This window comes from Ruegeria sp. BG7 (genome assembly GCF_056535685.1).
In genome coordinates, this window is sequence record NZ_JBQFIU010000002.1 from 420,105 (window position 1) to 438,117 (window position 18,013).

Annotated in this window: 13 protein-coding genes and 1 pseudogene; 6 read left to right on the plus strand and 8 right to left on the minus strand. The window is 56.4% G+C overall.

The annotated features are described in order from the left end of the window. Positions 1-28: 28 nt before the first annotated feature. From ACR3EH_RS19820 to ACR3EH_RS19845, 6 genes and pseudogenes are all read right to left on the minus strand, one after another. Positions 29-328 carry a CcdB family protein gene (locus ACR3EH_RS19820; protein ID WP_171187381.1) on the minus strand — a complete coding sequence of 100 codons (300 nt, stop codon included), beginning with the start codon at positions 326-328 and terminating at the stop codon, positions 29-31. Continuing rightward, a complete protein-coding gene (locus tag ACR3EH_RS19825; RefSeq protein ID WP_171187382.1) occupies positions 328-558 on the minus strand; it encodes a type II toxin-antitoxin system CcdA family antitoxin in 231 nt (76 codons plus the stop codon). The genes ACR3EH_RS19820 and ACR3EH_RS19825 overlap by 1 nt, the downstream gene beginning before the upstream one ends. A gap of 181 nt (positions 559-739) precedes the next feature. Beyond that, positions 740-2,758, minus strand: coding sequence for an adenylate/guanylate cyclase domain-containing protein (locus ACR3EH_RS19830; protein ID WP_171676223.1), 2,019 nt, complete (start codon positions 2,756-2,758; stop codon positions 740-742). A 335-nt stretch (positions 2,759-3,093) separates the two neighbouring features. Further along, a complete protein-coding gene (locus ACR3EH_RS19835; RefSeq protein ID WP_171676225.1) occupies positions 3,094-5,670 on the minus strand; it encodes a hypothetical protein in 2,577 nt (858 codons plus the stop codon). 594 nt (positions 5,671-6,264) lie between these two features. Then, a pseudogene (locus ACR3EH_RS19840) lies at positions 6,265-6,432 on the minus strand (transposase); the annotation flags it as partial. 306 nt (positions 6,433-6,738) lie between these two features. Further along, complete coding sequence (locus ACR3EH_RS19845) at positions 6,739-7,713, minus strand: LysR family transcriptional regulator (RefSeq protein ID WP_171187389.1); 975 nt, start codon at positions 7,711-7,713, stop codon at positions 6,739-6,741. A gap of 275 nt (positions 7,714-7,988) precedes the next feature. Here ACR3EH_RS19845 and ACR3EH_RS19850 point away from each other — a divergent pair, with 275 nt between their 5' ends. The 5 genes from ACR3EH_RS19850 to uxuA all read left to right on the plus strand — a co-directional run bounded on the left by ACR3EH_RS19850 (position 7,989) and on the right by uxuA (position 12,991). Continuing rightward, the gene (locus ACR3EH_RS19850; RefSeq protein ID WP_371810736.1) at positions 7,989-8,861 is read left to right on the plus strand and encodes an ABC transporter substrate-binding protein; all 873 of its coding nucleotides are present in this window, start codon (positions 7,989-7,991) and stop codon (positions 8,859-8,861) included. A 70-nt stretch (positions 8,862-8,931) separates the two neighbouring features. After that, the gene (locus ACR3EH_RS19855) at positions 8,932-9,960 is read left to right on the plus strand and encodes an ABC transporter permease (RefSeq protein ID WP_171095564.1); all 1,029 of its coding nucleotides are present in this window, start codon (positions 8,932-8,934) and stop codon (positions 9,958-9,960) included. Positions 9,961-9,972: 12 nt separating this feature from the next. Then, positions 9,973-11,022: a quaternary amine ABC transporter ATP-binding protein gene (locus tag ACR3EH_RS19860; protein ID WP_171187392.1), complete on the plus strand. Its 1,050-nt coding sequence runs from the start codon at positions 9,973-9,975 to the stop codon at positions 11,020-11,022. Between the two features lie 321 nt (positions 11,023-11,343). Then, a complete protein-coding gene (locus ACR3EH_RS19865; protein ID WP_256368448.1) occupies positions 11,344-11,805 on the plus strand; it encodes an FCD domain-containing protein in 462 nt (153 codons plus the stop codon). A 22-nt stretch (positions 11,806-11,827) separates the two neighbouring features. Continuing rightward, positions 11,828-12,991 carry a mannonate dehydratase gene (uxuA, locus tag ACR3EH_RS19870; RefSeq protein WP_171187394.1) on the plus strand — a complete coding sequence of 388 codons (1,164 nt, stop codon included), beginning with the start codon at positions 11,828-11,830 and terminating at the stop codon, positions 12,989-12,991. 132 nt (positions 12,992-13,123) lie between these two features. Here the strand turns inward: uxuA and ACR3EH_RS19875 are convergent, their stop codons facing one another. Then, positions 13,124-15,559 carry a GcvT family protein gene (locus ACR3EH_RS19875; protein ID WP_171676227.1) on the minus strand — a complete coding sequence of 812 codons (2,436 nt, stop codon included), beginning with the start codon at positions 15,557-15,559 and terminating at the stop codon, positions 13,124-13,126. Between the two features lie 190 nt (positions 15,560-15,749). Between ACR3EH_RS19875 and ACR3EH_RS19880 the strand changes: the two genes are divergently transcribed. Next, positions 15,750-17,276, plus strand: coding sequence for a trimethylamine methyltransferase family protein (locus ACR3EH_RS19880; RefSeq protein WP_171187398.1), 1,527 nt, complete (start codon positions 15,750-15,752; stop codon positions 17,274-17,276). A 280-nt stretch (positions 17,277-17,556) separates the two neighbouring features. On the opposite strand, the gene ACR3EH_RS19885 is transcribed toward ACR3EH_RS19880, so the two are convergent. Beyond that, positions 17,557-17,931, minus strand: a complete 375-nt coding sequence (locus tag ACR3EH_RS19885; protein WP_171187400.1) for a hypothetical protein — start codon at positions 17,929-17,931, stop codon at positions 17,557-17,559. Positions 17,932-18,013: the final 82 nt, after the last annotated feature.

Sequence of the window (18,013 nt, forward strand, 5' to 3'; positions counted from 1 at the left end):
ATCATACCGCGATCGGAGCAAAATCGGACTAAAACCCTTGCATCAGCATGTCGACCGCGACGGTGATTTGCTCAAAATCGTCGTTCAGATTGCACACCTGCGACTTTAGTAGCCCAACGGGAACAGCCGCCATGAATTGGGTTACCATCACGACAGGCATACCTTCGATTTCAAAAACCGGATTTAACCGCGTCGCTGGTTTGGGCGCGATCGATTTGGGCAAGAGTGGCACCACAATGCGAGTATTCAAGTCGCTGAGTAGATCTGCTTGAATATCCAAAAGAAACCCATCCCCTGAAGGGTTCGGGAAAACATCGTATTTCGGCATCAGAATTGCCTGAAGCTTTCCAGAGGAAGGCCGTTCTGCTCAACATAAGAATTTGAGCTTCTCAGCGCAGCCGCGTTTTCTGATTTCCATAGTTCAGACTTTGCCGTGGCAACAGCAGCGCGCACGCCTTCCTCGGCTGCACGGGACAGGTTTACTTTCAGCGCTTTTGCCTCTGCAAGTAACGCACTATCAAGCGACAGATTTGTTGGCTTTCGCGTCTGCGCGTTCATCTTTGGGCCTCCGTATACGCGAAAATACTTCTATGAAGTATGCGTGTCAAACATGCGCATACAAAGGCAGGCTTTCCATTAGGGACCGTTGAGCCGGTTCGACTGCATTTGTCGTTTGCGTTGCATCGATGGCAATGGACCTTACTTGTCCGACCAAACGTTTTTTGAGCAGTACTCCCGGTTATGAAGCGCGAGCCTCATAGGCAGCTGCGCGCTTGATCATCACTTGTGATGCCATGTCGCCGCCGCGCAATGTGTCAGCAGTCTGAAATGCGGTGATGGCCTCTGGGAAACGACTGGCCCTAAAATGCGACAGCCCGGTCTCATAGGCATCAATCCAGTCGCGCGATCCTTTGAAACTGTCCGCCATAGCGATCAACTCATACACCACCAGCGCTTCAGAACGGCCTTGTATCTCAACTGTATCCAGCTCGCGTATGACAATGGCACTACCTGCTTCTTGCCGTGTTTCGGGGCCTATGATGATCGCACTGCCGTAGGTTTTGTTTGTCCCTTCAAGACGGCTGGCGACGTTCACCACGTCGCCGATTGCGGTGTAGTTCAGCCGCTGTTCGGAACCGATATTTCCAACCAGCGCTTCTCCGCTGTTCAACCCGATCCTGACATGCAGCGCGCTGTCGGATTGGCTCTGCAAACTCGAGGATTCGACCACATCCACCAGTTCAAGTGCTGCGCGGCAGGCATGTTCGGCATGGTTTGGATTTTGTCGCGGCGCACCCCAGAATGCCATAACCGCATCACCGATGAATTTGTCGATGGTTCCGTCGTGACGCTCGATGGTTGTTGTCGCGGCACTGAAGAATGGCTCCATAAGTTCGACGATCTTGGGGCCATGCTTTTCGGTCAGACCTGTGAACCCCGATACATCGCAAAACAGAACCGATATCTGTTTGGTCTCGCCGCCGGGTTGGGTTTTGATACCTTCCGCCACCAGCATGCGGACCAGATCGGTTGGTACGTATTTGCGGAATGCCGACAGACCCGCGGCCATACTGGCTGTTGCGGCGGACAGGTTTTCGAGCTCTTTCAGCCGAGAGGGTCTGCGAGAAACCTGTTCGACATCAAAACGTTCGATCCGACTGAGGTCTTCGGCCACGCGGGACAGTGGGTTTGCAACGACCCGACGGACAAACCAGATGGCCAAACCTATTGCCACGACGACGACGCCAAGCAGGATGTAAACCAAGTTTAGCAGGGTCTTGTCGATGCCCGACAGAAAGGCTGATTCCGGGATCACAGTGGCGACCCGCCAGCCATAGAACCCAAGAGGCGTCAACGCCACCGCATAGGGTACATCCTCAAAAACGATCCGTTTCGTCACTGGCCCGGGCGTTTTGTTTTCTGCATCGGCCATCAGCCTCTCACCCGAGATTTTGGCAACCTCATAGAGCTCCCCTTCGCCCATCCGTGCTGGTGTGATTTCGTCCGCCTCGGGGTCGGGGATGGCAATCACTTTGCCGTCTGCGTTGATGATAAAGGCCGCGCCGAACTCTCCGGGGCGCAGCGATCCCAGAAAGCGGGAAAGGCGGTCGGTATCAATCGCTACCGTCAACACGCCTTGCCGTTGGCGGCGCACGTCGATGGGACCAGCAAAGGCATATAGGGTCTTGTCGCTTCCCGGCAGATCCCTGACTTCAATCCAATCCGGTGTATCGCGGTCGATGAAGTTGCGATACCAGGCGTGTTCGCGTGGGTCGAAATCTGTGTCGGTGAAGGTCCGCTCCTCGAACTGAATGTCGCCAGGGATAAAGATATAACGGTCGTTGCGAAGCATCCGGTTGCGAATGTTCTCATCGATTTCCATCATCTCCAGACCGCTGTCACCCAGGCGATGTGCGGCGAAGAAATTCCCGTCGGGCCAGCCGAAGGTGATCCACGATATGTTGGGCTGCGCCTGTATTTGCGACAGAAACACAAACTCGCGCTTGTCTGCCTGGCGCGTCTGGATAACGTCTTGGATGAAAATCGTGCGGACTGCCGCCCAAGCTGCTTCGGCCGACCTGAGGGTCAGCCCAACTTCGATGCGTACGGTATTGGCGATCTGTCCGTTGATTTCAGCCGCCAGCATGCGGCTGTTTTCTCGCGCCGTTGTCCACCACAAAGAATGCACGACAAAGGTCGACACGCCGATCGACAGGGCAACAAGTATAGATACGGCGATCCCTACACTGACACGCATTCCAGCTCCACAACGACCCAAAATAGCAGACGGTTCAATCGGTTTTTCTGAAGGGTCGATTTGAGCTTAGTGGGTGCCCTGGCTTGTTTCCAGTCGGTTGAGTGGAATATGCCAACTTGTTTACTTGACGTTGAGCGCTTGTCTGCTTCGGACCTGCCAGACGCCGCGTTGCCGCCAGCTCAGCAATCAGAAATTTGGGCCAGTCGGGTCGGGGTCCTCTCTTTAGAAACGACCCCTGCACATTGGGCATCCGCTGACTGAAGGAAAATGAAGGATGCCGTTTCACAAATTAACACTCGACCGGCAAACCGGCCGAGTGCGTTTTGAGTTCTTCTTCAGGCTATGGACATTCCCAATGCTTCCAGCTGGTTAACCAGCGTGCTGTTAACCTCGTCGATAGAGTTCCAGTCATCTGCGGTGAGGTTGCCGAGGTTCAGGTCCTCCGCCTGAATATCCCGGAGCGTCACGGTATGGCCTCCGTTTCCAACAACCTCAAACACCAGATCATCGCCAATTTCGTTCACCGTGACATCTGCTGCACCCAGAGAGTTGAAGTCCAGAACATCCTCACTGGTGTCGAAGCCGTTGATCTCTGTCTGAACACCCCAATCCCAGGTTAGCTCGGCCACATCGGCACCTGCACCGAATGTGACAGCGCCTGCTGTTTCGCCATTGTCGGTGTCCGTGGTTCCGTCATCTGTACCACCACCATTGTCTGTGCCAGAGGAGTCTCCGGTGAGATCGCCGGTTCTGGTCTGATGGCCATCTGTCGTGGCACCGGCGGGCGCTTCGGGTGTCAGCAACATGGTGCGATCAACCAGAGTTACATCGTCTTGATCGAAGCCAAATGGCACCTCCAGATTGTCCTCCATCACCTGATCGTGGTGAAACTCCACCATTCCGGGGATCAGGTCCGCCTTGGTGACCCCTGTCAGCGTGACGCTCTGCCCGCTTGGCAAAGAGGATATGACCAGACCTTCGCTCGTGTCCTCGACACTCAGACGTTCGCGCGTGCCGAAATACAGAAAACTGATCTTCATGGTGGTCGGATCGAAACCGTCAATCACTTCGTGGACGCCATATTCGTGGCTGCGCACATAGACCGTGTCAGCGTCACGTGGGCCAACACCTTGTTCCCAGCTGACAACTCCCCCCATGTCTTGACGGAAGTGTTCGTTTCCAACCACGCCGAAATCGTCGATGGTGACATCCTGATAGGTGACGCCCTGTACAATTTGCGCTGCGTCCGACCACGGGCTGTCGATCACAATCTCACCCGAAGGTGACTTGGTGACAATCATCCCATGCACCGAGGTTCCGCCAAAATCCAACTGATCCGTGCCGGGGCGGAACCCGGTAATGTCATCGGCGTTGCTATCGGCCCTGTACTTGATGCCACCCGTGTCTGTTGCTCCTGTCGAGGCAGGGGGGTTCGACCCGTCAGAATCGTAACTCAGATCATAGCCTTCTCCCGCACCCGGGGTGACGACGATTTGACCCAACGCCGAGGAGACCTCGTTCAGAACCGCCTGATCCGGGATCGAAAAGTTGCTGATGTCCAGATCCGACAAACCAAATCCGGTGAAAATGATCTGTTTGGTCGTTTGGCCAACGGTCAATTCGATGCGGACAGTCTGACCCAGAGCATCTCCGCTTTCCTCAAATATGGCAAAGCTTTCGGCCGTTACGTCCGGGCCCAGCTCGATAACATCGCCCATCCCCGGCATAAAACCTTCAATCACCTGCGCGTCGGATGCCAAGTCGAGCGTAACATGCATGTGTTGGTGGCCACCTTCACTTCCATGCCCGCCATGGCCGGAGTTTGTGTCATCCGACCCCACCAGACCCAGCACTTCGGTTGCCGCGGTGCTGTCCAGAATGGTGAAGTTTGCAGGGCTTAAATCTGCCAGGGTCACGCCGCTCAATGTGGTGGATTGGTTGTTGGACGGGATGGCAAACACGACCGTTCCGTTGACCTCACTTACGTCCAACGCATCGGCACCCACCCACGATATGAATATCGTATCCGTCGCCGGGTCGAAGTCCGGAATTGTGACATCCGTGCCCCACGCCCATGTTATAACCACATCCGCCGCGCTTTCGTCGGTATTTGCAGTGCCGTTCCCGGCAGGGTCGGTCGGCGCTGGTGGTTCGGAGGGAGGAGAGACATCTCCGCCGTCAGTCCCACCTCCGGTTTCTGTTGGCAAAATGCCATCGGTATAGGCCTGGATGGCCTCTGCAAGCGAAGGGGCGTCATAGCCGCCGAACTGGTCGATATAGCGCAGAATAGACGTGCCATATTCATCAACAGAGACATCTCCGCCTTGTAGAAGAGACAGGGTTCCCCATGCGCCGCGTAAGTGCGCGGCTGCCATTATACCCGTCATGGTCAGTGTGACGGTCACTTCCTGGCCGTTGTCGATGTAAGTCCGCGTGGTCCCGATATAGTCGTCGAGGCTCTCGCCCTGATAGCCCAAACCAGTTTCGATCACCTGAAGGTTATACCCAAACGCCTCTTGGATCGCGCGCTCCTGTGCGGCCTCTGTCATAAAGTCCTCAAGCGAGTTCACGCCGTTCTTGCCGGTCCAGTTTCCATCCCATGTATTCGAAGCTGCGCCGTTCCCGTAATAGACGTCGTCTGTGTAATACCCGAGGTCGATTAACAGCGCCTCACCGAACTGATACCCCACAAAACCCAGTGAGTTCATGGATCGGTAGGACATGGCATCCCATTCTTCGGCGGTTAGGTCCGACCAACTGGAATAGTTTGGATAAAAGTCGGTGACTTCGCCCCCGGCCCATTGGTTCAATTGCCAGTCCTGAATGTTCCCGGAGTCATAGCGTTCGCGGTCCCAACCGGACTCAAACGCACGTAAGTCATCGCGAAACTCTTCGTATGTTCCATTGCTCATTTTCAAAGACTCCCATCTTGTCTTTTTGGCCAAAATGCTGCGGCTCTGTTCGCCCGGTGGTGTCGGGCCTAACTTGCGTAACAACTCAGATGTTCGGAAAACGTTAAGAGTTTGTTAACGGGTTGTTCTGCGCGGATAAGAGCCCAGATCAGCGCATGGCTACGCAAAAAATCGCCATAGGTCAGTGGGTTAAGTGATGTTTTGAGCAACTAACCGTTTCAGTTGCGCGACTCTTCGCCAAATTTAGATTTACACAATTTTTAATTTTAGCGCCGGGCAGAGTCCCTCCGGATCCAGCGCGCGCAGTTCAAGTTGAGCTCTTTTCAGCTAAGAGTATTCTTGTGTGGATTTTGATAACTGGTTGGGATGTAGCGGTTTGGCAATATTGGATTTCGAAAGTTCTGTTTGGTTTGACGCCTTGGGTCCGTCGCTTGGAGGCATTCCGGATGTTTTGATCCTTGAGGGCACTTGGTGGCGGGCGTCGGCCAGTAAATCCAGATTGGATCACTTGACGACGGTGAAGGAACTGCCGTTCCCGGATATATTCACAGGTCGGTTCAATGGCGCTCATGTCGCCTATTGTTGTGCCTATGGGGCGATGCCCTCTCGACGGCACAGCTTCGCAATGCTGTCCTCGCCCTTCAGACCGTCCAGCACGATCCTGATCTTCTCTTCAGCTGTATATTGCTTGCGCGTCGCGCGGCGGATGTTTTTGACAACTTTATCGCCGTGGCTCTGCTTGGTTCCGGGTTTCTTTCTCATCGCCACTCCTTGGCAGTTACGATGAGCCAGAAACCCTCTCTTATCAAATCGACCTAAATTGTCCCATTGGTGCTGATGTCAGACAGACCGGAACAAAGAAGCCTGAACGGCTGGTTGTCTTAAGCAACGGCGTTACAGAAGCGCCTGTTCCAGCCAGTCGCCATCAAAACTTCTTAATCCGCAAAAAGCTGCGAACTTTAGTGGAACACAAGCCGAAATACCTTACATCGGATCGGGAACGCCAAATTCGCGCGGTTCAATATTCTGAACCCGTGGTAAAAAAGCTGTTCGTCTAGGTCAGCTCTGTCAGGTGATCAGCCGGAAGCTTTCGGCCAGCCAAGCCCTGCTTTGGGTCTGCCGGGAAATGGCGTGCTCGGTGATCAGAGCTCGCATCTTGCCATCTACCAGTTCCAGCAACGACCGGGAACAATCAGGTGTCGCAACAATGGACAAACTGCGCGAAAAACTCTTGCCGGGAAAGCGATGCATGCTGAGTTTTTTCTGAAACCGTTTGGCGCGGGAAAACAGCAATGGCGTTGTGATGGTCCATCCCGCCCCGGCTGCGACCATTGCCATTAACGTCTGGTTGTTGCTGCATTCGAAATTGGACGCAGGGGATAAGCCAAGACGGCGCATCTGCGACTCGATTTGCCGTGCAATGATCAGATTTCCCGAGAATCTCAGAAAGGGTAGGGTGGTTTGGCCCTTTACGATTTTGTCTACAGCTGCGTCGCACCCTCGTGGCAGAACGACTACAAACGGATCGCGCAGCAAAGGCCGTTCCTGCAGGTCGCGCATACGCTCATTCGAAGAGGTTGTGATCCCCAGATCAAGATGCCGGTCACGCAACATGTCTGCTATCGTGTGACTTGAATCCGTCAGATACATGAAGTTGCAGCTTGGCATGTGCTGCGACAGGAACACGGCCAGTTCAGGCATTATGTCACTGTCGAAATCCTCGACCGACCCGACGCGCAACAGGCTTGCTTCAGCAATGCTTCCGGCTGACGCCTCGGCCTTGGCTTTTCGAATTGCGTAGAGAGCCTGGTCAATATTGCGTAGAAAAACCTCTCCCTTCGGTGTCAACACCATAGGCCTGCGAGAGTGGTTAAACAGCTCGACACCCAGATGGTCTTCGAGGTTGCGCAAATGATGCGAAACGGTACTTATAGTCAGACCGGTTTCCTTGGCCGCCGCCTGCAACGACCCCTTATGCGCGCAGATCTGAAACAGTTCCAGCCATCGCAGGCTCAGGTCTTTAACTGCAGACTGTCGACGCATTTTTGTCGTTCCTTCCTACCGAAAATCGAAAACTCTTAGTTCGATCGCGTAAAAGTAATAGTACCATTTTTTCGAAATAGAAGATTTGTTTTCGAGCGCCGCCAGAATCTGTGAAACCTTTTGATCCGTAGAGCCCAAACGGCCATCAAGCGCTGGGGCGTGACCAACTAGGGAGATTTTGAATGAACTTTAAGCTGCTCGCGGCGAGTGCTGCGGTATCCATGGGCGTAGCTGGTGCGGCGCAGGCTGATTGCGGTGAAATCTAGATTACCGAGATGGACTGGGGTTCGGCGATTATTGTGACGCAGGTCAGCAAGTTCCTGCTAGAGCAAGGCTATGGTTGCACGGTGACTGTTGTGCCGTCGGCGACGACGCCCGCGCTGGCCTCGGTTGCGGAAACTGGCGAGCCAGACATTCTGACCGAGCTGTGGACCAATGGTGCCCCAGCTTATCCGGGTCTGATCGAAAGCGGTGCGATCATCGAACGCGCCAAGGTGCTGTCCGATGGCGGTGTCGAAGCGTGGTGGATTCCGACCTATCTGGCCGAAAAACATCCGGAACTGACCACGATGGAAGGCATCCTAGCTAATCCTGAACTGGTCGGTGGCCGGTTCCACAACTGCCCGGTGGGCTGGACCTGTCAACGGGTCAGCACCAACATGGCAAAGGCGGCCGGTTTTGCTGATGCAGGGATTGAGGACTTTATCCACGGATCGGGAGAGACTCTGGCAGCGTCCATTGCCTCGGCCTATGACTCGAAAGAACCCTGGTTTGGCTACTATTGGGCTCCAACCTCGATTCTAGGCCGCTACCCGATGGTGCAGGTCGATGTAGGCCCACATGTGGCAGAAGCGCATGAGTGCAACAGTCAGGAAGAATGTGCAGAACCGGTGCTTGGTGCGTTCCCGGCCAGTGACGTGACCACGGTCGTGACCAACACTTTCGCGGATTCGCACCCCGAAGAGACGGCGCTGATGGAGAATGTTCAATTCACCAATGACGTGATGAACGGTCTGCTTGCCTGGCAGGAAGAGAACAACGCGTCCGGAGAAGAGGCTGCGGTGTATTTTCTGACCAACTTCCAGGACACCTGGAGTGAGTGGCTGAATGACGACGCGCGCGCGAAACTGTCAGCGCTGCTGAAATAACAATAAAACACGGTAAGGATCTGGGCGCCTCATACAACGGGGCGCCCGGGTGTTGTTGGAAGGGGACGATATGGCTTTTTATGACCGCATGTTCGATGCGTTGGGACTCCGTGACTGGTGCGAGTCTTCTGGCGGCGGGGCAAATCTTTCGATGGCCGATTTGCTGGCGCAGGCCAATGCTGAGAATGTCGACAATGGCCCGACTTTTCCCTTTCCCTCTCTTGATGCCTTGAACGAAGCCTGTCCTGCGATCCCACAATCGCGGGATTTTGTGTCTGCGGTTGAGGATGGCTTTCTTGCCATCAAGGACGGGTTGAAGCTGGTGCTGGACCCGTTGACGCAACCGCTGTCATGGATGCTGGAATGGGCGCTGCTTGCGGTGGATGCGGTGCCGTGGTGGATCATGCTGCCGGCGCTGTTTGTGCTGACTTGGTATGTTTCACGCTCGGCCATCGTAACCGGATTCGTGATCTTCGTATTTTGCTTTTTGGGCTTCATCGATCATCTTGAGCCGGCGATGCAGACACTGTCGATTGTGCTGGTCTGTACCGGGCTTTGTATTCTGCTGGGGGTGCCCATCGGCATCGCCATGGCCAAATCCGATAGCTTCCAGCGTATGATCCTGCCGGTTCTGGACCTGCTGCAAACGCTACCGACCTTTGTGTATCTCATCCCGCTGATCTTCCTGTTCAGCGTTACCGAACCGAAACTCTACGGCATTGCGATCATTGTGTACGCCATCGTGCCTGTGATCCGCCTGACCGACTTGGGCATTCGTCTGGTTGACAAGGATGTGGTTGAGGCGGCGAATGCCTTCGGCATGTCGCCGCGTCAGAAACTGTGGGGGGTCGAGCTACCACTGGCCTTACCAAACATTATGGCGGGTGTGAACCAAACCATCATGATGAGCCTTGCGATGGTGGTGATCGCCTCGCTGGTCTCGGCGCCCGGTCTGGGCGTTTTGGTGTTGCGCGGCATCCGTAATCTTGAACTGGGCGTCGGCCTGATCGCTGGTCTCGGCATCGTGTTGCTGGCAATCGTGCTGGACCGGGTGTCCAAGGCGGCGCTGGCCCGTGTCGCAGCGGCACAGAAGCATTAAGGAGGGCGGGACATGAGTGCTGAACCTAAAATCTCGATCCGCAACCTTTACAAGATCTTCGGCGCGCATCCTGATCGCGCGATGGAACAGGTGCGCCAGGGTATGGGCAAGACCGACCTGCTGGAGAAGGAAGCCCACGTGCTGGGCCTGCAAGACATCAATGTCGACATGCAGGCCGGTGAGATCACAGTGATCATGGGTCTGTCAGGGTCGGGCAAATCGACCCTTATCCGACACCTGAACCGGCTGATCGAACCCACGGCCGGAGAGGTTTGGGTCAATGGGCAGAACGTATTGGACTATGACCCGTTGAAGCTGCGCGACATGCGGCTGAACACAATGTCGATGGTGTTTCAGAAGTTCGCGCTGCTGCCGCACAAGACGGTGGCGGAGAACGCGGGCATGGCGCTGGCCGTGCGCGGCGATACCAAGGACGAGATCGTGGCGGCGGGCAAGAAGTGGCTCGCGCGCGTTGGCCTTGCGGGATACGAGGACCACTATCCGCACCAGCTGTCAGGCGGGATGCAGCAGCGCGTGGGGATCGCCCGGGCGCTGGCCTCGGATTCCGAGATCATGCTGATGGACGAGGCGTTCTCGGCGCTTGATCCACTGATCCGCACCGACATGCAGGACCTGTTGCTGGAGTTGCAGAAGGACCTGCACAAGACGATCATCTTCATCACCCACGATCTGGACGAGGCACTGAAACTAGCCGATCACCTGGTGATCCTGAAGGATGGCTACGTGGTGCAACAGGGCGAGCCGCAGCACATCCTGTTGAACCCGAACGATCCTTACATTGAGGACTTCGTGAGCGACATCAACCGCGCCCGCGTGCTGCGCGTGCGCTCGGTGATGGACAAGGACGGAACCCACGAAGGTGAGTTTGACGGCGACGTGGATGTCAACGACAACCTCGAGCACCTGATCTCGATCTCGGGTGGCGACACCTACAAAACCTACCGCGTTATGAGCGGCAACACACAGGTCGGCATCCTCAACATGAAAGACCTCGTCCGCGCCCTCGTTCCAGCGCATGTCGAACAAAGAACCGTCATGTGAGGGGGCGGGACCTTACGGCGAAAGACCGAGCTGCCCGGGCGCGGAACAATTGCTTCGAACACGTTGGGTCAATCGGCGTGGCGCGCCTCCGCCGTGATGAGCGCGCAGTTAATGTGTTCTTTGCAAACCGCATTCAGCCCAAATGGAATGCCACAGAAAACTATGGTCCGGGAAACCGGTTATGGACCGTCGTTCTTCGGCTGCATGGCTTGGGACAGAGCTGCTCTTGCGCCTTGTTTTGAAACTGCCCGATAGGCGTTCTGAAGCAGGCGCGAAACTTGGGTTCGGCCGCCAGATCGGTGGGAAAACCTGTTCGAGCTGTTGCAAGCTCGGCAATTTTTGGAAAGCAGCATCGCCGGGTTCGCGGCCACCTCGGTGACCAAAGCCGATATTCTGTCGCAGCGTGAAACGCTTGAGTTGGAGAAACGCTCGATCCAAGCCGGTGAAGACGACTATCGGGCGGATCGTCAGCTTCATTTGCAGATTGCCGAGGCCACGCAAAATTCGGTTCTGGTCAATCAGATCGATACGCTTTGGCATCTCAGGGAATCCAGTCCGATGTGGGACAGGTTGCATTCTCGCATATTTGACATCGGGTATCGCAGTCAGTGGCTGGACGATCACGCAGCTGTTCTTGAATCCCTGCGTCGTCGCGATGCGGAAGGCGCGCGGCAAGCGATGTGGCAGCATCTTGAAAACGTTCGGTTGACACTTTTGGAACTATCGGATGTTGAAGACCCCGAGTTTGATGGGTTTCTGTACTCCAAATCGGTGTCAGGTTAAGCGCAGGGAACAGGGGGCAGTCATGCTGGAAAGTTGGCGTTGGTTCGGGCCGAAAGACCCTATTCCGCTGGCTCATATCCGTCAGACCGGCGCGCAGGGGATCGTAACTGCTTTGCATGAGGTTCCCAACGGGCAAGAATGGCCGGACGCAGAGATCGCGGCCCGGCGCGAATTGATTGAGGCGGCCGGGCTGCGCTGGGTCGTGACCGAAAGCATTCCGGTGCACGAGGACATCAAGACTGGCGCGCCAGATTGGGAGCGTTACGCGTATATCTGGGCTGAAAACCTGCGGCGTCTGGCCCGTCAGGGCATCCGCAACATCTGCTACAACTTCATGCCAGTGCTGGACTGGACGCGCACCGATCTGAATTTTGCTTTGCCGGACGGGTCTCTGGCGCTGCGGTTCGATTTCACTGCCTACGCTGCCTTTGACCTATTTGTTTTGCGGCGCGACGGAGCACAGGACAGTTATACGGCACAGGATCTGGCGGCGGCGGAAGATTGGTTTGCGAGGGCAGATCAGCCGATGATCGATCGGTTGTCACGCACGGTGATTGCCGGACTGCCGGGGTCAGAGGAAAGCTATACGCTGGATACGTTCCGAACCCGACTTGCCGCCTATGACGATTGCGATCACGCGACACTCAGGCGGCAGCTCGCCGCGTTTCTGGAAATCGTTCTGCCAGTGGCAGAAGCCGAAGGGGCAAAGTTGTCGATCCACCCCGATGATCCGCCGATGGATCTGTTCGGCCTGCCGCGGATTGTTTCGACCCAGGCCGATCTCGAAGCCATTGCCGCAATCTCTTCATCTCCGGCGTCGGGATTTACCTTGTGCACCGGATCGCTGGGTGCACATTCCAAAAACGATTTGGTGGCCATTGCTCGTCAGCTCGGGCCCCGCATCCATTTTGCCCATCTGCGCGCAGTGAAACGGGAAGCCGATCCACGGAGTTTCCACGAGGATGCACACTTGGCCGGCGATCTCGACATGATCGGGGTTGCGCGCGAGCTCTTGCGTATTGAGCGTGAGAAAGGCGTTGAAATCCCAATGCGCCCGGATCACGGGCATCGCATCCTGCACGATCAAGAACGAGACTCAGTTCCCGGTTATCCCGCAATCGGGAGGCTTCGCGGATTGGCGGAACTGCGCGGGGTCATGCACACGCTGAATGCCGTTGGCATCTGATCGGGCTCTACTGCAAAGTTCTGAACGCGTACATTTGTTCTTACGATCCCAACGAATTAAGCAGCCGGGCAGTCTCTTCGAGTAATGCCCGTGCCTGCCAGAGTTAATACTGGCACGGTGGTCATGGCGACCTCAACTGCGCATGAGGGTGTGGTCTGGATCGTAGGGTGAAGACGAAATGACCTCTGCAGTAACCAGATCCCCGTACAAATCCAATTGCATTGTGGTGCCAACAGCAGCCAGATCGGGGTTCACGAAGGCATAGGCCAGGTTCAAGCCAACCCGATGCCCCCAATCGCCCGAGGTGATGGTGCCGACAACGGTGTCACCTTGCATCATTGAGGCGCCGCCGTGGGCCGGGGCGTGGGTCGCATCGACTTTCAGGGTCACCAGCTTTTTGTTGGGGCCGCTGGCGTGACGTTTTTCCAACGCCGCTTTGCCGATAAATTCGCCTTTACTCAACTTGACGAAGCGGTCCAGTGCGGTCTCGAACGGGTCAAACTCGGTTAGCAAGTCGGCTTTCCAATGCAAGAAGCCTTTCTCCATCCGCATGGACTCCACCGCGCGAGCCCCGAACAGCTTCAGGCCGTGCGTCTCACCCGCCGCACACAATGCCAGATAGGCGGCATAGAGCGAAGCGTTTGGTACGTGGATTTCATAGGCGAGCTCGCCTGAGAAGCTGACGCCCATGACAGTGGCCGGAGCAAACCCGATGAAGCACTCTCGGACTGATAGCCAGGGGAAAGCTTGTTTCGACCAATCGCCGCGGGAACATGCGGACAGGACATCGCGCGCCTTGGGACCGGCCAGAACAAGGATTGTCTGGTCGTTGGTCAGAGAGCGTATCTGCACGTCCTCTCCATCACGCAGGTGCCGGGTCAGCCAATCCATATCGTGGTATTCACTCGCCGCTGCCGAGCCGTACCAGACCCGTTCAGGACCTCGGTCGCTGGCTGGGATGTTGGCCACGGTGGCCTCGCCCTTAATCATCCCATGATGGTTCAGCAGATAGCCCAAACCGACCCGGCCCGCATGTTTGGTGACCGCGCCGCAGAACATGCGGTCTAGGAAAGCATGGCGGTCCGTACCGGTTATTTCAAACCGGTTAAAGCCGTTGACCTCGCACAGGCCAACATTCTCCTGCACGTTCTTGATCTCAGCGGCGACCACGTCAAAGGCTTCGTCAAAGTTAAAGGTCAGGCTGGGGTGAAAGTCGGCCGCAGGTTTGATGTAGTCGACCCGCTCCCACCCGTTCACCACGGTGAACTCAGCCCCTTCAGCGGCCAGAATCGGTGTCAGCGGCGTGGTCTTCGCTGGACGACCTGCGGGGCGGTGTTCATGGGGAAAGTGGAAGCGGAATTCGTTCTGGTAATCCTCGATGGCTTTCAGCGAGGTCAGTTCGGCATTCGTGTGCCCGGTAAAGCGGCGGGGGTCGAGGCACCAAGTGTCATAACACGCCTCGCCATGCACGATCTGTTGCGCCAGCAACCAGCCGTGGCCGCCGCCTTCGCCCAACCCGGCGCGCAGACCGATGATACAGAAAGCGTTGCGCTTACCCGGAATCGGCCCGACCAACGGTGCGCCGTCGATTGTGTAGGTGATCGGGCCATTCACCACGGATCGGATGCCGGTTTCGCGCAAGGCGGGCATGCGTTCAAAAGTGCCTTCCAGCACATCCATGACCCGGTCCAGATCATCGGGGCACAGCGCGTTGACAAAGTTCGGATCAATCCCGTCCATGCCCCACGGTTTGCAATCCTGCTCGTAGAAGCCAACCAGCAGACCGCCCTTTTCCTGACGGCTGTAATAGTCGCTGATCGGGCAGCGCAACAGTGGCATCCTGTGGCCTGCCTCGGCGATGCCGGGAATGTCCTCGGTCAAGAAATATTGATGCTCCATAGACGCAACCGGGTGATGCACACCCATCATCGCGCCGACTTCGTTGACGCGGTAACCGCAGGCGTTGACCACGATGTCGCAATCAATATCGCCCTGTTTTGTATGCACGGTCCAGGTGTCGTCCTTGTGTTGGGTCAGCGCGGTGACCGGCGTGTTGCGATAGACCTCGGCCCCGGCCTTGCGGGCGTGATAGGCCAGTGCTTGGCACAGCTGCGCCGGGTCAATATCGCCATCCAGCGGATCCCAGAGCCCGCCCAGCAGATTTGTAGTCGAGATCAGCGGATGGCGGCGGGCGCATTCCTCGGCATCGATCACCTCGAAGTCAACTGCCATGCCCCGCGCCATCGAGGCAAAGTGGCGGTAACCCTGCATCTGCGCTTCGGTATTGGCGAGGCGAATGCCGCCATCGGCATGGTGGTAGTTGATCGGGTATTCTGGGTTTTCCGACAGCTCTTTATACAGGTTGATCGAATGCGTCTTCAGCCCGACCATCGTCTGGTTCATGCCAAAATTGGTCACTTGCGCGGCGGAATGCCAGGTCGTGCCACTTGTCAATTCGTTGCGTTCAACCAGAACAACATCGCTCCATCCCTCTTGGGTCAGGTGATAGAGCGTTGAACATCCGGCAATACCACCGCCAATGACGACAACCTTGGTGCGGGACTTCATGTGACGCAATCCTCCGACAGAAGTTTAGTCGTGATAGGCATGCACAATGCTTTTGGCTGCAATGATTTACGCGTCTCTCGCATTAAATCGAACTCTGAATTCGAAGTTTTGATATTAGTGCGAGGCGGTGTTGAAATTGCGGTGAAGGGGCCGCTTCTATCGTGCGGTAATCTCGATAACAGGAACAGCCATGGCAGGGCAGCGTGGAAAGAGAGGAGGCCGCCGCGAACGGCTGGCTGCGCGTGCGGCGAAACCGGCTGTTGATCCGTGCCCTCCGGGTCAGGTTGGCGGAGCTTACAAACCGCTTAGCGATGCGGATCTGCGACGCATTTACGACACCGCCCTTGACCTGCTGGAACAGCTGGGCGTGGGAGAGGTGCCGAAACGTCTGCAAAAAGACTTTTTGGCGATTGGTGCCATCGACAATGGCAAAGGGCGTATCCTGTTTCCGCCAAAGCTGGTGGAGGAGGCCATCGATCAGGCCGCAAAGACGTTCATACTGCATGGCCGGGATCCGGCCCGATCCATCGAGGTGGGTGGCAACAAGGTCTATTTCGGCACCGGTGGCGCGGCGGTGCAGACACTGGATTTGGACAGCGGGCTGTACCGGCCATCGACATTGCAAGACCTGCACAACTTCACACGGCTGCAGGACACGCTGGCCAATGTCAGTTGGTACACCCGCTGCTGTGTTGCGACGGATGTGCCGGACAATTTCGATCTGGACGTCAATACAGCCTTCGCGCTGATCAAGAACACAACCAAACCCACGGCAACCTCGTTCACGCTGGCTGAATATGTCGCTCCGATTGTCGAGATGCTGGACATTGCAGCTGGTGGGCCGGGCGAATTTGCCAAGCGTCCGTTCATGAAGGCGCATATCAGCCCGATGATCTCGCCCATGCGCTATGGCGAGGATGCGGTGGATGTGGTCTACGAGTGCATCCGGCACAATATCCCGATTTCGTGCATCACCGCCGCGCAGGCGGGGGCGACCGCGCCTGCCACGCTGGCCGGGTTTCTGGCGCAATCACTGGCGGAAACACTGGCCAGCTTGCTTATGGTCCATGCGATCCAGCCCGGTTTTCCGATGGTCTTTTCCAACTGGCCACTGGTGATTGACCTGCGCACCGGTGCGTTCTCGGGGGGCAGCGGCGAGACGGCTGTGCTCAATGCGGCCTCGGCGCAGCTGTCGAACTGGCTGGGTTTACCCTCAGGCGTGGCTTGTTCGATGACCGATGCCAAGGCGATTGACGCGCAATATGGCATGGAGAAGGGCATCACCTCGATGGCGGCGGCCCTGGCCGGAGGAAACCTGATCTATGAAAGCTCGGGCATGACAGCATCCCTGTTAGGGGCCAGCTTTGAGGCGTTTGTGCTGGACGACGAAATGCACTCGAACACCTACCGCGCGCTGCGGGGGATAGAGGTGAATGATGAAAACCTGGGCTTTGACGCGATCTGCGATGCGGTCTTGGGTGAGGGGCATTTTCTGGGCGGTCAACACACCTATGCGGCGATGGAGCGGGATTATTTCTATCCCACGCTTGCCGACCGTGATGAGCCGCGCACATGGGCGGAAAACGGGGCGCAGGATGCCTGGGCCCGAGCCCGAGCCCGTGCGCAGGACATCCTGGCCGAACACAAACCCCAATATCTGACGCCCGAGCAAGAGCGCGAAATTCGCGCGAGGTTCAAAATTCTCAGCCCGTTTTAGCCATTGCCAGATGGCCGGGGCAGATGATCAATCTTCGCATCTTTCGATCGACCAGTTCCCACAAAAATTGGGAACAGTGCGGTGTCGCCACGATGGACTAGGTGCGGGAAAAGCTTTTGACCGGAGGGCGGAGCAGTCGAAGTCTGTTTTAAAACCGTTGGGCGTGAGCAAACATCAAAGGCGTCTTTATGGTCCATCCGGCCCCAGCCGCGACCATCGCCACTAAAGTCTGATTGGTGCTGCGTTCGAAGAGGTTGTGTTACCTGCAGCTGGAGGGAATTCAGTTTGACCTGACCTTTGGTTCCGTACGCCAAAGATGGATGCCAAATCCGATCATAGCAAATTGCACAAACAGGCGCGCTATCGCGGCCCAAAAAGGTGCGACAACCGGATCGGGCCGGAACAAGTCCCAGATGTGGAACGGCAAATAGGCGGTGCACAGCATTGCTGCGAACAGCCCGCCAAAGGCTCGGAATTTAGGTAAGACCAGGGCAACGGCAATTGTGATCTCGGCGACACCGGCCAGAATATGCGCCGGAATCTTGGGGGTGAATGATGGCATGAACCCATCAAATACAGCCGGATAAATAAAATGGGTTATCCCGCCCGCCATCAGGAACAGGGCAAAGAGCCAGACAAACAGCGTTATGATCACGAGCCGCTCCGTGTGATGGGAGAATTTACAAATGGTCCGGGCGAAGCTTTTGCGCCGCCCGGACCTGTTTCGTGAGTGAGGG